Genomic DNA, 13054 nt, shown 5'->3' with positions numbered 1-13054 from the left:
CCTGAACGGTCTCGTCCTCGTACGCCGGACGGACTGGATGGTGATCACCTCGACCGCCAAGCTGCTGCCACCGCAGCCCCCACCCCGACGGCCGAACACACCCCCACGCACCCCGCGAGCACCCCCCACGGCACCTCCACGCCCACCGGCGCCGACAGCCGCCCCAGCGCCACCGCCAGCCCCGCGAGGTTCACCCCGGCGACCGTGCCGCCGAGCAGGGCTCCCATGCCGATCCCCAGAGCGGCCTCGCCGGAGACCACGCCCAGCACCTGTCCGCGGGTGGCTCCCGCGAGCCGCAGCGACCGCAGTTCCGCACGCCGGGCGGACGTGGCCATCAGCAGGGTCCCGGCGAGTGAGATCACGGCATAGGCGAGGGTGATGCCGAGGACGACCAGCAGCCCCAGCCGGGTCTGCGGGCCGGTGCGGGGATGGGTGGCGGCGAGCCACGCCGAGGTGGACCGCACCGTCCCGCCGGCCGACCGCAGCGCCGACGCGACCGTCGCCGCGTCCGTACCGCGCGCCACACGCACATCGAGCCGGTCGAACGTGGCTCCCGGCGCGTTCGCCGAGGTCACGTACGCCCCGTTGGCACCCGTCCCGCGCGCCAGCACCGCGGCGACACGCAGCCGGGTGGGGGTTCCGTCCCCGAGCCAGACCGGGACCCAGGAACCCACCTCGTGCCGCTCCCACTCCTCGCTCACGACGATCGAGCGGTCGTCGAGATCGCGCACGTCGCCCGCGACCACCGGAAGCCGGGTCAGCGACGCGAACGCCGCCACATCGCTCACCGCCCGCGCGTCGGACCGTATGAGAGCGGTTCCCTCCTCCCGTACGAAGACCGCGGTGGGGGCCGTCCTGGACACGGTCGCCCCTGCCACGGGCACGGCCTCCAACCCCTCTCCGGTCACGACGAGTTGCCCCAGCGTCTGCTCCCGCGCCTCCGCCGCCTTCGCTCCCGTCACCGTCGCCGCCGACCCCAGCAGCGAGCCGGCCAGCGCGACCGTCACCAGAACGGGTGCCGCCACGGCGGCAGTTCGCCGCACGGACGTGGACGCGTTCGCGCGGATCAGCAGCCCGACGGCCCCCGGGAGCCGGTCCAGCCGCACCCGTCGTACGACCGGACGCACCAGGACCGGTGCCAGCGCCGCCACCGCCGTGATCAGGACCATCGGCTGCGTCACGTACGTCTTCCGCTTCAGCAGCGCGGCCGGATCCGTCCCCAACGTCCAGGCCGGCAGCACGAGTCCAACCGTGAGCAGCGTGAATCCGATCATCCGCCGGGACCACGGCATCACGCCGGTGTCCACGGACGCCTCGCGCAACGCTTCGAGGGGGCCGACACGGGCCGCCTGCCGCGAGGCCGACCACGCTCCGGTGACCGCGACCAACACGCCTACCGCGAAAGCGACTTGGAGCGGCCAGGACAGTCGGCTCGCCGACCCTGGCAGCGCGAACCACCCAGGCGCCACCCCGCCCTCGACCAGCGCTCGCACGAGCCAGGGCGCAGCCCAGGATCCCAGTGCACATCCCACCGTCGAGGCCATGAGCCCCACCGCCAGCGCCTCCCCGAGCAGGAGCCGCCGCACCTGACCGGGCAGCGCCCCGACCAGCCGCAGCAGTCCGAACTCGCGCCTGCGCAGGGCCACCACGAACGCGAACGTCGACGCCGTCACGAACACCGACACGAAGGCCGCGACTCCGGCCGCGGTGCCCAGCAGGGAGTCGACCCCGACCAGCGCCTCGGCGTCACGCGCGGCGGAGGGGTCGGCCTGGTGGCGGTCCTCGCCGGTCAAAACACGGGCGCGGTCCCCGACCAGCTCTCGTACGGCCGCGGCAGGCGCATCGACGCCGACCGCGTCCCGTGCCGCCCCGTCCAACCGCACCTGCCCCAATTCCCGCAGTTCGCCGATCAGTTCACTGTCCACAGGGTGTGGATGCGCGAGCTTCTTCGACACAAGGGCGGTGCCCGGCCCGCGTTGCACCTCCACCGTCAGCGTGTCCCGGCCCATCACCACCACCGGCGAGGACGCGAACCGCTCCGGCGCGCGGGCGGGCGCGCCGAGGGAGGCGGCGAGCCCCAGCCCCATCGCCGTCATCACGGCGACCCCGACCGCGACGGCGACGAAAGAGCCGAGGAAGGAGGCCCAGCGGATACGCAGGGAGGACATGACCAAGGTCAGCACTTCGCGCCCATCGGATCGTGCGTGACCGTGGCCGTCGTCCGGCCTTGGCGCTCCACCAACGCCCTCAGCAGGGCCAGGACCCCCAGGGCGCTGACGGCGACGCAGTCGCGGCGCGGAGATCGGATACGTACGGCTGTGGTGTCCATGCCCTCCAGCGAACCGTCCGGAGGCCGCCGGGACACGACCACCAGGGGGTCTCCCGGAGGTAGGGCCGGCACGACCACCACGGGGTCTCACGGGGCTGGGGCCAGTACCACCACCAGGGGGTTCTCCCCGGAGGCAGGGCCCCTACGACAACCAAGACCTTCGGGAGGGTGCAGGGCCCCGCCCGTGGCACGATCGAGGGATGAGCAGCAGTACGTCCACCACCGTGGCGCGTGCCTTCGAGGCCGCCCTCTATGCCGACTCCGACGCGGCCCTCGACACCGGCGCTTCGATGCTCGCCGCCGACCCCTCCTGCGATGCCGAACTCGCCCGGCGTGGCGAGGAGTTCGTCGCGGGGGCGTGGCGGCGCGGCTGGCAGCCCGCCGATCTCGTACGGTTCGTGCGCCGTGAGCTGGAAGACGTACACGTTCGTCTGGTGTCCGCGCTGATCGTGAGCGAGAACAGCGAGAACAGCGAGAACAGCGAGAACAGCGAGAACCACGAGCCCCGCGGCCCCCGTTGGGTGGCCCAGCTCGAAGACCTGGACGCACAGCCACCCCGCACCGACCGCTTCTCCTACGCCACGGCAGCCCTGGAGCTGTACCGACTTCTGCTCCGCCTCCCCACCATCGAGCCACTGGACGACGTACCGGAGGGGACCGCCGCCGCCCCGCAGGACTCCCGCATGCTCACCCGTATCCGCGCCCTGCTGGCGAAGGCGGAGGCGACCGGGTTCCCGGAGGAGGCCGAGGCGTTGAGCGCCAAGGCGCAGGAGTTGATGGCGCGGCACAGTATCGACGAGGCGCTGCTGGCGGCCCGTACGCATGCCAAGAACGCGCCCGGCGCCTGCCGGATCGGGGTCGAGCCGCCGTACGAAACGGCCCAGGCGGTGCTTCTGGACGCGGTGGCCGGCGCGAACCGCTGTCGAGCCGTGTGGAACGACTCCCTCGGCTTCTCGACCGTCGTCGGCTTCGAACCCGACCTGGAGGCGGTCGAACTCCTCTACACCTCGCTGCTGGTGCAGGCCACGGCCGCGATGACCAAGGCGGAGGCGGCGCAGCGAGCGGGGGGACGGAAGCGTACGAAGACCTTCCGGCAGTCGTTCCTGGCCGCGTACGCGCACCGGATCGGCGACCGGCTCGCGTCCGCCGCGGAGAGCCAGGTGGCGTCCGCGGCGGGCGAGTTGCTGCCGGTCCTGGTGGCCCGTGAGGTGGCCGTCACGGACCATGTGGAGCGGATGTTCCCCGAGACGGTGACCACTCGGCTGCGCGGGGTGACCGACGAGGCAGGCTGGCACGAAGGCGCCGCGGCGGCCGACCGGGCGCAGGTCAGGGGGCGGCGCCCGATCCCGTAGGAGCGCGCGAAGCTCAGTCGCCCGCGTGCTGGAACGGGCTCACGGAGGCGTCCGGGTCGTCCGCCCCGGTCTTTCCCGCCTTCCCGGCGACAGGGCCGTACGACCACGGGAAGTCCTGGGTGGCGGCGTCGCCGGGCAGGCTGACCTTCACCGTCTTCGCGTCGAGACTGGCGGCGTCGGCCGCCTCGCCCCGTACGTAGGTGAGGGTGAACGTCGCGGTGTCGCCCTTCGCCAGAGTCAGTTTCTCCGGCTGCGCGGCATCGTCACCGGCCACGGTCGCGGAGGCTGCGCCGGCGCCCAGGACGATGCCGGGAAAGCCCTCCAGCGTGCACTGGGCGCCGGTGTTGGTGATCGTGACGGGCACGATGCCGGTGTCGCCGGCGGCCGGGGCGGCACTGGCGGATTCGACCGCCATGCCGACCTGGCCGACCTGGCAGGAGGTGGAGGCATCGGCGGCGGAGGCGGTGGCTTTCGTACCGCCGTCACCGCCGCTGTCGCCATCGCCGCCATCACCGCAGGCGGTCAGAGTGAGGGCCGCGACGAGGGCGGTGACGGCGATCGGTATGGCGCGCATGTTTGGTTCCCCTGAGATCGTGACGGTGCTCCGAGGATCATCACGCACACCGCACCGCTCCCGCGCCACCACCCCGGGCCGTCTCATCTCCCGGACCTCCGCACGGCCCCTGCGGATCTTTCTCCCGGGCCCCCGCACGGCCCCTGCGGATCTTCCTCCCGGCCTCCACCCGGACGGCGGGCCCACGAACGCGGACGGGCCGCGAAACCCGAAAGGTTCCGCGGCTCGCCAATTGACCACTCGGTCCGCCTGACCACTTGGACCACTTGGACCACTTGGACCACCGAAGGCTCGCCCCCAGCTCACCCCAGGCTCAGCCCAAGCTCGCCGTAGGCAAGCCCGTAGGCAGCTGCCCGCCCTCGGACTTCGTGTACGACTCCGTCCCGAGGTCGCCCTCCCACGTGACCTTCATGGCCGTACCGCTGACCGAGTCGACCATCCCGACCGCACGGTCCTTGTTGCCGTTCGTGCAGGTGAGACGGATCATCTGCATGCCCGACTCCTCGCCCGCACTGCCGCTGCACACCGTGCCGCCGGTCTCGAAGAGCCCTGCCTGCGTGCCGGTGATCACCAGCGCCACGGCCTTGCCGTCCGTCGTGGCCAGCCAACTGCCCTCCAGCTTGCCGCCGGAGGGGGAAGCGGCTCCGGAGCTCCCTCCCGTGTCGGCCGATCCGCTCGCCGGCGTGCTGGGGCTCGCGGAGTCCTCCGTGGAACCGTCACCGCTGGTGCAACCGGTCAGCACGAGCGTGGTCGTCAGGCCCGCGAACGCGCACGCTGCCGCGATACGCGCCCGACGCCGCGGGAAGGTCGCCGAAGTCACTGAAGCCCCCAAGGGTGGAGAAGATGCCGGGGTCGCCGGAACGACCGCAGCAAGTTACCAGGAGGACTTGAGAACCCCGGGAAGAAATCCCGCGTGCGCCTGCTCACGCAGATTCACCCGGGAGAGGCCGAAGGTACGGAGATAGCCGCGAGGCCGGCCGTCCACGCTGTCCCGGTTGCGTACGCGGGTGGCGCTGGCGTCGCGCGGCTGCCTGCGCAACTCCTCCTGGGCGGCGAGCCGTTCGGCCTCGCTCGACGACGGCCGGCGGATGACCTCCTTCAGCTCGGCCCGCCGGGCGGCGTACCGCGCGACGATCTGCCGGCGCTCGTCGTTCTTCGCGATCTTGCTCTTCTTCGCCATCAGACCTTCACCCCTCGGGCGCGAATCCTCGCCACGGCGGCCTCGACGCCGATGGTGTCGATCGTCTTGATCCCGCGTGCGCTCAGCCGCAGCCGTACATGGCGGCCCTCGCTCGGCAGCCAGTAGCGCTTGCGCTGGATGTTGGGGTCGAAACGGCGTGCGGTGCGCCGGTGGGAGTGGGAGATCTGATTGCCGAAGGCCGGCTGGGCCCCGGTCAGCATGCAGTGGGCGGACAAGGGTGACGCACCTCTCCAGATCGCTGGTTGGTAATGGGATTCATGTTCAGTAAGATATCAGCATGGCACGCAACGAACTCCGTCCGGTCGTCAAACTCCGCTCGACGGCCGGGACCGGCTACACGTACGTCACCCGCAAGAACCGCCGGAACGACCCGGACCGGATGGTCCTGCGCAAGTTCGACCCGGTCGTCCGTCGGCACGTCGACTTCCGAGAGGAGCGCTGACCGTCATGCGCGAGGGAATCCACCCGTCCTACGGCCCCGTCGTCTTCCGCGACCGCGCCGCCAACCACGCCTTCCTCACCCGCTCCACGCTCGCCGCCACGGCGGGCGGGAAGACCATCGAGTGGGAGGACGGCAACACCTACCCGGTCTTCGACGTCGAGATCTCGAACGTGAGCCACCCCTTCTACACGGGCACCGCGCGCGTGCTGGACACCGCGGGGCGCGTAGAGCGCTTCGAGCGACGGTTCGGCAAGCGCGGGGGCCGCTGATGGGAGGCGGGGGGCTGTCCGTCGCGATCGTCGGCGGACTGCACGCCGATGCCCGCAGAGCGGCCGTCGAGCGGCTGCTGGCGGACGTGCCGGGGAGCGTCGCGCTCCACCACGACCTGGCGACGGCCGCGGCGGGCACGGTCGTCCGTACGATCCGCGACGCCACCGGCGTGCTGTCCGCCGGCGAGGCACCTCTCGTCAACGACTGCGCGTGCTGCGCCCTGCGCGAGGACCTGGTGCCGGAGCTGGAGCGACTCGCGGACGCGGGGCGCACGCCGCTCGCGATCGTGGAGCTGTGGGACTCGGTCGAGCCGAAGGCCATGGCCGAGGTCGTGGCGGCCGGCGGCCTCACGCTGACCGGCGTGATCACCGCCGTCGACCCGGCCCTCCTCCTGCCCTACCTCGGCAACGGCGACGACCTCGCCGAAGGCGGCCTCGCCGCGGCCGCCTCCGACCAGCGCACGGTCGCCGACACCTTCGCCCGCCAGTTGGAGTACGCGCCTGTCCTCGCCGTCGCCCCTTCCGAGGAGGCCGACGACGAGGACCGCGCGCTGCTTGCGCAGTTGCATCCGACGGCCCGGCAAGTGCCGATCGGAGACGGGGACTTCGCCTCGCCGACGCCGACGCCAATGCCACTGCTGCCCATGCCCATGCCCATGCCCATGCCGATGTCAGCTCACCGTTCTCCTCTCGCCGAAGCCGCCCTCGCCGGGTTCGACGTCGAAGCCGCCGCGGCCGCCCAGCATCCCGCCTGTGCACGGCTCCCGGCCGAGGCCGACGAGTGCGGGGTCGCCACCCTCGTATGGCACCGCCGGCGTCCGTTCCACCCGGAGCGGCTGTACGAGGCGCTGGAGGATCTGTGCTGCGCGGCCGCGCGCAGCAGGGGGCGGTTCTGGCTCGCCGACCGGCCCGACACACTGCTGCACTGGGACGCGGCGGGGGGCGCGCTCTGTGTGGAGAGCGCGGGACCGTGGCTCGCCTCGCTGCCGGACGCGGCGTGGGACATGGTCCCGCCGGTGCGCCGTGCCGCCGCCGCCCTCGACTGGCACCCGGAGCACGGCGACTGCTGCCAGCACCTGGTCTTCACGTCCCCGGGTCTGGACCGCGACGGCCTCGAACTGCTCCTGGAGTCCTGCCTGTTGACCGACGCCGAGTACGCCGCGGGGCGCGCCGCCTGGAAGCAGCTCCCGCCCGCCTTCGACACCCTCCTGGAGGTCTGACCCCATGGCCCGCAAGCCCGAGCGCAAGCCCGTGAAGTCCCGCCCCAATCCGCTGGACCGCGACAAGATCACGTACATCGACTACAAGGACACGGACCTGCTGCGCCGGTTCATCTCCGACCGCGGCAAGATCCGCAGCCGCCGCGTCACGCGCGTGACGGCGCAGCAGCAGCGGATGCTGACCCGCGCGATCAAGAACGCCCGGGAGATGGCGCTGCTGCCGTACTCAAGCCGCTGACCAGCGTTTCCGCCCGCCGAGGGCACATGTTGCTGGGGGTTCCCTGTGCGTCACGCGTAGGGAACCCCCAGCTTTGTCCGGTACCTATTTGTCGAGGTTTCAAGGAGGTTGGAACACAGTGGCTGCCCCGTGCGTCTCTTAGATACAGCACGGGGGGCTGGAGATCGTGTGTGATGCCATCTTCTGGGAATGCGCTAGAGGCCGGCTGTAGTCATTTCGACAACCGCTTGTAGCAAAAAGGCCGGTAAAAGCTGTAACCACAGGACCACCCCGCGTGCACGTGCATCTGCCCATGCATCTGCACATGAACAGAGCTATGATCCGGGTCAGTTGACCACTGCATCAATGGCCACATCAGCCACTGCACGACCGGGGAGCGACCTGTGGACCACGACGTGTACGACGTGGATTTCGTGGATGACGTGTACAACGGCATGGCTGCGACCGAACTGAACGGAGTGGCCTGGCAGAAGAGTCGGCACAGCAACTCGCAGGGATCCTGCGTGGAGTTCGCGCGCTTGCCGGGCGGCGACGTCGCCGTGCGCAACTCGCGGTTCCCCACCGGGCCCGCGCTCGTCTACACGCGCGCCGAGATCGAAGCCATGCTTCTGGGTATCAAGGACGGCGAGTTCGACCACCTGATCGCGGGCGCCTGACCACGCAACCGAGCGTGATCGCCGCAGATGAATGAGTAACGCGCGTAGAACCGCGGCGCCGAAAGGCGCCGCGGTTCTTCAGTTGCGGGCCGCCGCGCTTCTTCAACTGCAGGGGGTCGCGGGCGGAGCCGACGGCAGCCGGAAGAGTGCCCACACGACCTTGCCGTTGAGGGCGCCCGCGAGCGGGTGCCAGCCCCAGCTGTCGGCGAACGAGTCGACCAGGAAGAGGCCGCGGCCCGACTCCGCCGAGAAGTCCTCCGAGTCACCCGCGACCGGGCTGTCGTGACTGGGGTCGCGCACCGCACACACCAGACGCTCGGTCCACCGCATCAAGTGCAGCCGCACGGGCGGCCCTTGGCCCTCCGGGCGGGGGGTGTCCGAGGGCAGTGCGTGCCGCAGCGCGTTGGTGACGAGTTCGGAGACCACCAGACACGCATCGTCGAAGCGGTCGCCGACCTCCCACTGGTCGAGCGTTCTGCGGGTGAACTGCCGCGCCTCGCGCACCGCTTCGTAGCGGGCGGGCAGGGCGCAGGAAGCGGCGTTGGACACGGCCGCAGGATCGAGCGGCGGAAGTCCCTGCCGTAAGGGCTCGAGCATGGTCGATCCATTCGTCCCCATGCGAGGCACTCCCGGGTGTTCGCGGTCGTTGCGATGCAGCGGTGGCGCGAGGACCATGGTTCCGAATGCGCAGAGCAGATGCAAGGGCAGATGCACGTGCACGCGCCCGAATTGGACCTTCCTCTACCGGTTCTTGCTCATTTCTTCTGTCACCTTCTTCACTCTTGTTGTCCGTCAACTGGTCTGTTCCTGTGGCAGTCCTTTGAATCCTTTCCATTTCTGTAACCGAACGAGTACAGCTCGAAGTGTTTTAGTGGCAGACTTCGGCTCCTGGAGACGGTTGGGGAGGCGGACGAACGTGAGCGCTGGTGAGTCGAGCGGCTCGGTGGTGCGGCGCATGCTGCTGGGATCGCATCTCAGGCGCCTGCGAGAGGCGCGAGGCATCACCCGTGAAGCGGCCGGTTACTCGATCCGAGCCTCCGAATCGAAGATCAGCCGCATGGAGTTGGGACGGGTGAGCTTCAAGACGCGCGACGTCGAGGACCTACTGACGCTCTACGGCATCATGGACGAGGCCGAGCGCACGTCCCTGGTGTCCCTCGCGAAAGAAGCCAACGTCGCGGGCTGGTGGCACAGTTACTCCGACATCCTGCCCAGCTGGTTCCCGACCTACGTCGGCCTGGAGGGCGCGGCCCATCTCATCCGGGTGTACGAAGTGCAGTTCGTGCACGGCCTGTTGCAGACCGAGGCGTACGCGCACGCGGTCGTCACCCGCGGCATGAAGGGTGCGAGCGCCGCCGACATCGACCGGCGCGTGGCACTGCGCCTGGAGCGCCAGAAGTACCTCGTCGCCGAAAGTTCCCCCGAGTTCCACATCGTCCTCGACGAGGCGGCGCTGCGCCGGCCGTACGGCGACCGCGAGGTGATGCGCGGACAACTCCAGCATCTGATCGAGGTGTCGGAGCGTCCGAACGTACGACTTCAGGTCATGCCGTTCAGCTTCGGCGGTCACTCGGGCGAGAGCGGCTCCTTCACCATCCTCAGCTTCCCCGAGTCCGACCTCTCCGACGTCGTCTATCTGGAGCAGCTCACCAGCGCGCTCTACCTGGACAAGCGCGAGGACGTCACGCAGTACGAGGGCGCACTGAAGCAGTTGCAGCAGGACAGCCCGGGACCGTCGGAGAGCCGCGACCTGCTCAGGGGACTGCTCCAGCTCTCCTGAGGGCCCTGTGAGAACCCCGTGAGGACTTTCCAGGATTTCCTGGGACTCTTCACAGGATCTCCCGAGCTGTCCTCCAACTCCCTTGAAACGCAAGTACGATGACGTCCGATCAGTTGTTGATCAGATGTCTGCTTCGGCAGCAGGGATTGAGGGATAGAGGGAGTACATGTCGTCCTACTTCACCGACCTGGCCCAGCAGTACATCGACGGTGAGTGGCGCCCGGGGACCGGTTCCTGGGACATCATCGACTTCAACCCGTACGACGGCGAGAAGCTGGCGTCGATCACGATAGCCACGGTCGACGAGGTCGACGACGCCTACCGCGCAGCCGAGCGTGCCCAGAAGGCATGGGCCGCGACCAACCCGTACGCGCGCCGCGGCGTCTTCGAGCGCGCCCTGCGGATCATCGAGGAGCGCGAGGCGGAGATCACCGAGTTGATCATCGCCGAGATCGGCGGCACCCACACCAAGGCGGGCTTCGAGCTCCACCTCGCCAAGGAGTTCCTGCGCGAATCGGTCCAGTGGGCGCTGCGCCCCGAGGGCAAGATCGTCCCCTCGCCGGTCGACGGCAAGGAGAACCGCGTCTACAAGGTTCCCGTCGGCGTCGTCGGTGTCATCAGCCCCTTCAACTTCCCCTTCCTGCTGTCGATCAAGTCCGTCGCCCCGGCTCTCGCCCTCGGCAACGCGGTGGTCCTCAAGCCGCACCAGAACACCCCGATCGCCGGCGGTTCCCTGGTCGCCAAGGTCTTCGAGGACGCGGGCCTGCCCGCCGGCCTGCTGAACGTCGTGATCACCGACATCGCCGAGATCGGTGACGCCTTCATCGAGCACCCGGTCCCGAAGGTCATCTCCTTCACCGGCTCCGACAAGGTCGGCCGCCATGTGGCCACCGTCTGCGCCGCGAACTTCAAGCGTTCGATCCTCGAACTCGGCGGCAACAGCGCCCTGGTGGTCCTGGAGGACGCGGACATCGACTACGCGGTCGACGCGGCGGTCTTCAGCCGGTACGTCCACCAGGGCCAGGTCTGCATGGCCGCCAACCGCGTCCTGGTGGACCGCTCGATCGAGGCCGAGTTCACCGAGAAGTTCGTCGCCAAGGTGAAGACACTCAAGGTCGGCGACCCGAGCGACCCGACGACGGTCATCGGCCCGGTCATCAACTCCTCGCAGGCGGACGCGCTCACGGGCGTGGTCGACCAGGCGATCGCCGAGGGCGCCACCGCGCTCGTGCACGGCACCACGACCGACAATCTCGTCTCGCCGACCGTCCTGATCGGCCTGCCCGCCGAATCGGCCCTCTTCCGGCAGGAGATCTTCGGCCCGATCGCCGTCCTCGTGCCTTTCGACGGCGAGGAGGAGGCGGTCCGCATCGCCAACGACACCCCGTACGGGCTCAGCGGCGCCGTTCACACCGCCGACGTCGAGCGCGGAGTGGCCTTCGCCAAGCAGATCGACACCGGCATGTTCCACGTCAACGACGGCACCGTCCACGACGAGCCGATCGTGGCCTTCGGCGGCGAGAAGAACTCGGGCATCGGCCGCCTGAACGGCGACGCGGTGGTCGACGCGTTCACCACGATGAAGTGGATCTCGGTGCAGCACGGGCGGAGCTTGTTCCCGTTCTGAGGTCTTTCGGCTTCCGTTTTTTGCTTTCTGCTTTTGACGGGCCCTTGCGGACAGAACCTGACCGCAAGGGCCCGTAGCTTCATCGGTGTCAGGCAGCAGGTGCCGGGCAGGAAGACCCGATGAAAGGCGGCCGGTCATGGTCACTCACGTTCCCGCAGAGGCACCCGGAGACGAGCGCGGGGCCTTCCTGGCCTTCGTCGAGGCCCAGCGCGGCGGCCTGCGGCGGGCGGTGCTCGGACTGAGCGAGGAGCAGGCGGCGCGCACGCCCAGTGCCAGCGAGCTGTCGCTGGGCGGGCTCGTCAAGCACGTCGCCGAGTGCGAGCTGAACTGGCTGCGGCTGGCCCAGCAGAAGCCCAACGAGCGGGCGCGTACCCAGGAGACCTGGGGGGACAGTTTCCGGCTCGTCGAGGGCGAAACGGTGGCCGGGACCCTCGACTTCTGGGAGGGCGTGGCCCACGAGACCGAGGAGTTCATCCGCTCGGTCGACTCCCTGGACGACACCTTCCCGCTGCCCGAGGCCCCCTGGTTCCCCAAGGGCGACGTCTCGATGCGCTGGCTCCTGCTCCACCTCGTGGAGGAGATCGCCCGGCACGCCGGACACGCCGACATCATCCGCGAGTCCCTGGACGGCGCGACCGCCTTCGAACTGGTCGCCAAGGAGCAGGGCACGTCCTGGGAGTGAGGCGGTGGGTCCTAGTGTGGACCGCATGTCAGCGATCCGTCTCCTGGTGCTCGGCGCCGTACGCCAGCACGGGCGGGCCCACGGCTACCAGGTGCGCAACGACCTGGAGTACTGGGGCGCGCACGAGTGGTCCAACGCCAAGCCCGGCTCGATCTACCACGCGCTCAAGCAGATGGCGAAGCAGGGACTGCTGCACGCGCACGAGATCGCGCCGTCCACGGCGGGCGGCCCGCCGCGCACCGAGTACGAGATCACCGACAAGGGCACCGAGGAGTTCCTGTCGCTCCTGCGTGAGTCCCTGACGTCGTACGACCAGAAGATGGACGTCCAGTCGGCCGGCATCGGCTTCATCGTCGACCTGCCGAGGGCCGAGGCGGTGGCCCTCCTCAAGGAACGGATCCGCAGGATCGAGGAGTGGCGGGGGGCCGTCACCGAGCACTACGTGCCCGAGGACGGTCCCGAACAGCTTGGCCACATCGGCGAGATCATGAACCTCTGGGTCCACACCGCCGACTCCGACGCCGAGTGGACGCGCGGCCTGATCGCACGGATCGAGCGCGGGGCGTACGCCTTCGCGGGCGAGGGCGAGCCGTTCGTCGCCGTCCTGGCGGAGGGTGAGGAGAACCCGTACGCGACGGGGACGCCACATCCCGGGGACCGCGGCTGAGCAGGTTTCGCGACTGA

17 protein-coding genes are annotated in these 13054 nt (G+C 69.8%); 10 read left to right on the top strand and 7 right to left on the bottom strand.

Annotated features, from left to right (window positions below; all coding sequences use genetic code 11):
• Positions 1–44: 44 nt before the first annotated feature.
• A complete protein-coding gene (locus ACFYPC_RS10760) occupies positions 45–2168 on the bottom strand; it encodes an FtsX-like permease family protein (protein WP_388673568.1) in 2124 nt (707 codons plus the stop codon).
• Between the two features lie 8 nt (positions 2169–2176).
• Positions 2177–2329: a hypothetical protein gene (locus tag ACFYPC_RS10755; protein WP_388673566.1), complete on the bottom strand. Its 153-nt coding sequence runs from the start codon at positions 2327–2329 to the stop codon at positions 2177–2179.
• Positions 2330–2529: 200 nt separating this feature from the next.
• On the opposite strand from ACFYPC_RS10755, the gene ACFYPC_RS10750 reads away from it, so the two are divergent.
• On the top strand, positions 2530–3681 hold the full coding sequence (locus ACFYPC_RS10750; protein ID WP_388673564.1) for a DUF2786 domain-containing protein: 1152 nt from the start codon (positions 2530–2532) through the stop codon (positions 3679–3681).
• Between the two features lie 13 nt (positions 3682–3694).
• On the opposite strand, the gene ACFYPC_RS10745 is transcribed toward ACFYPC_RS10750, so the two are convergent.
• The 4 genes from ACFYPC_RS10745 to rpmB form a co-directional block, all read right to left on the bottom strand.
• Positions 3695–4255 (bottom strand): DUF4232 domain-containing protein, encoded by a 561-nt coding sequence (locus ACFYPC_RS10745; RefSeq protein ID WP_388673562.1) that lies wholly within the window; start codon positions 4253–4255, stop codon positions 3695–3697.
• 313 nt (positions 4256–4568) lie between these two features.
• The gene (locus ACFYPC_RS10740) at positions 4569–5075 is read right to left on the bottom strand and encodes a hypothetical protein (protein ID WP_388673560.1); all 507 of its coding nucleotides are present in this window, start codon (positions 5073–5075) and stop codon (positions 4569–4571) included.
• 54 nt (positions 5076–5129) lie between these two features.
• On the bottom strand, positions 5130–5435 hold the full coding sequence (gene rpsN, locus ACFYPC_RS10735) for a 30S ribosomal protein S14 (protein WP_388673558.1): 306 nt from the start codon (positions 5433–5435) through the stop codon (positions 5130–5132).
• Positions 5435–5671 carry a 50S ribosomal protein L28 gene (rpmB, locus tag ACFYPC_RS10730; RefSeq protein WP_388673556.1) on the bottom strand — a complete coding sequence of 79 codons (237 nt, stop codon included), beginning with the start codon at positions 5669–5671 and terminating at the stop codon, positions 5435–5437. Before rpmB ends, rpsN begins: the two co-directional genes overlap by 1 nt.
• Before the next feature lie 62 nt (positions 5672–5733).
• On the opposite strand from rpmB, the gene rpmG reads away from it, so the two are divergent.
• From rpmG to ACFYPC_RS10705, 5 genes are all read left to right on the top strand, one after another.
• Entirely contained in the window at positions 5734–5898 is a 165-nt protein-coding gene (rpmG, locus tag ACFYPC_RS10725) for a 50S ribosomal protein L33 (RefSeq protein WP_266457123.1), read from the top strand.
• Positions 5899–5903: 5 nt separating this feature from the next.
• On the top strand, positions 5904–6167 hold the full coding sequence (locus ACFYPC_RS10720; RefSeq protein WP_388673553.1) for a type B 50S ribosomal protein L31: 264 nt from the start codon (positions 5904–5906) through the stop codon (positions 6165–6167).
• The gene (locus tag ACFYPC_RS10715) at positions 6167–7387 is read left to right on the top strand and encodes a GTP-binding protein (protein ID WP_388673551.1); all 1221 of its coding nucleotides are present in this window, start codon (positions 6167–6169) and stop codon (positions 7385–7387) included. The genes ACFYPC_RS10720 and ACFYPC_RS10715 overlap by 1 nt, the downstream gene beginning before the upstream one ends.
• A gap of 4 nt (positions 7388–7391) precedes the next feature.
• A complete protein-coding gene (gene rpsR / locus ACFYPC_RS10710; RefSeq protein WP_388673549.1) occupies positions 7392–7625 on the top strand; it encodes a 30S ribosomal protein S18 in 234 nt (77 codons plus the stop codon).
• A 383-nt stretch (positions 7626–8008) separates the two neighbouring features.
• A complete protein-coding gene (locus ACFYPC_RS10705) occupies positions 8009–8281 on the top strand; it encodes a DUF397 domain-containing protein (RefSeq protein ID WP_385738150.1) in 273 nt (90 codons plus the stop codon).
• Between the two features lie 102 nt (positions 8282–8383).
• Here the strand turns inward: ACFYPC_RS10705 and ACFYPC_RS10700 are convergent, their stop codons facing one another.
• Positions 8384–8899, bottom strand: a complete 516-nt coding sequence (locus ACFYPC_RS10700; protein ID WP_388674311.1) for an ATP-binding protein — start codon at positions 8897–8899, stop codon at positions 8384–8386.
• A gap of 337 nt (positions 8900–9236) precedes the next feature.
• Here ACFYPC_RS10700 and ACFYPC_RS10695 point away from each other — a divergent pair, with 337 nt between their 5' ends.
• From ACFYPC_RS10695 to ACFYPC_RS10680, 4 genes are all read left to right on the top strand, one after another.
• Complete coding sequence (locus tag ACFYPC_RS10695) at positions 9237–10061, top strand: helix-turn-helix domain-containing protein (protein ID WP_388674309.1); 825 nt, start codon at positions 9237–9239, stop codon at positions 10059–10061.
• 166 nt (positions 10062–10227) lie between these two features.
• Positions 10228–11688 carry an aldehyde dehydrogenase family protein gene (locus ACFYPC_RS10690; RefSeq protein WP_388673547.1) on the top strand — a complete coding sequence of 487 codons (1461 nt, stop codon included), beginning with the start codon at positions 10228–10230 and terminating at the stop codon, positions 11686–11688.
• A 136-nt stretch (positions 11689–11824) separates the two neighbouring features.
• Positions 11825–12370, top strand: coding sequence for a DinB family protein (locus ACFYPC_RS10685; RefSeq protein ID WP_388673545.1), 546 nt, complete (start codon positions 11825–11827; stop codon positions 12368–12370).
• A 25-nt stretch (positions 12371–12395) separates the two neighbouring features.
• Positions 12396–13037 carry a PadR family transcriptional regulator gene (locus tag ACFYPC_RS10680; protein WP_388673543.1) on the top strand — a complete coding sequence of 214 codons (642 nt, stop codon included), beginning with the start codon at positions 12396–12398 and terminating at the stop codon, positions 13035–13037.
• Positions 13038–13054: the final 17 nt, after the last annotated feature.

The sequence above is a fragment of the Streptomyces sp. NPDC005808 genome (assembly GCF_042871385.1).
GTDB lineage: Bacteria > Actinomycetota > Actinomycetes > Streptomycetales > Streptomycetaceae > Streptomyces.
This window is presented reverse-complemented; position numbering and strand designations above follow the sequence as displayed.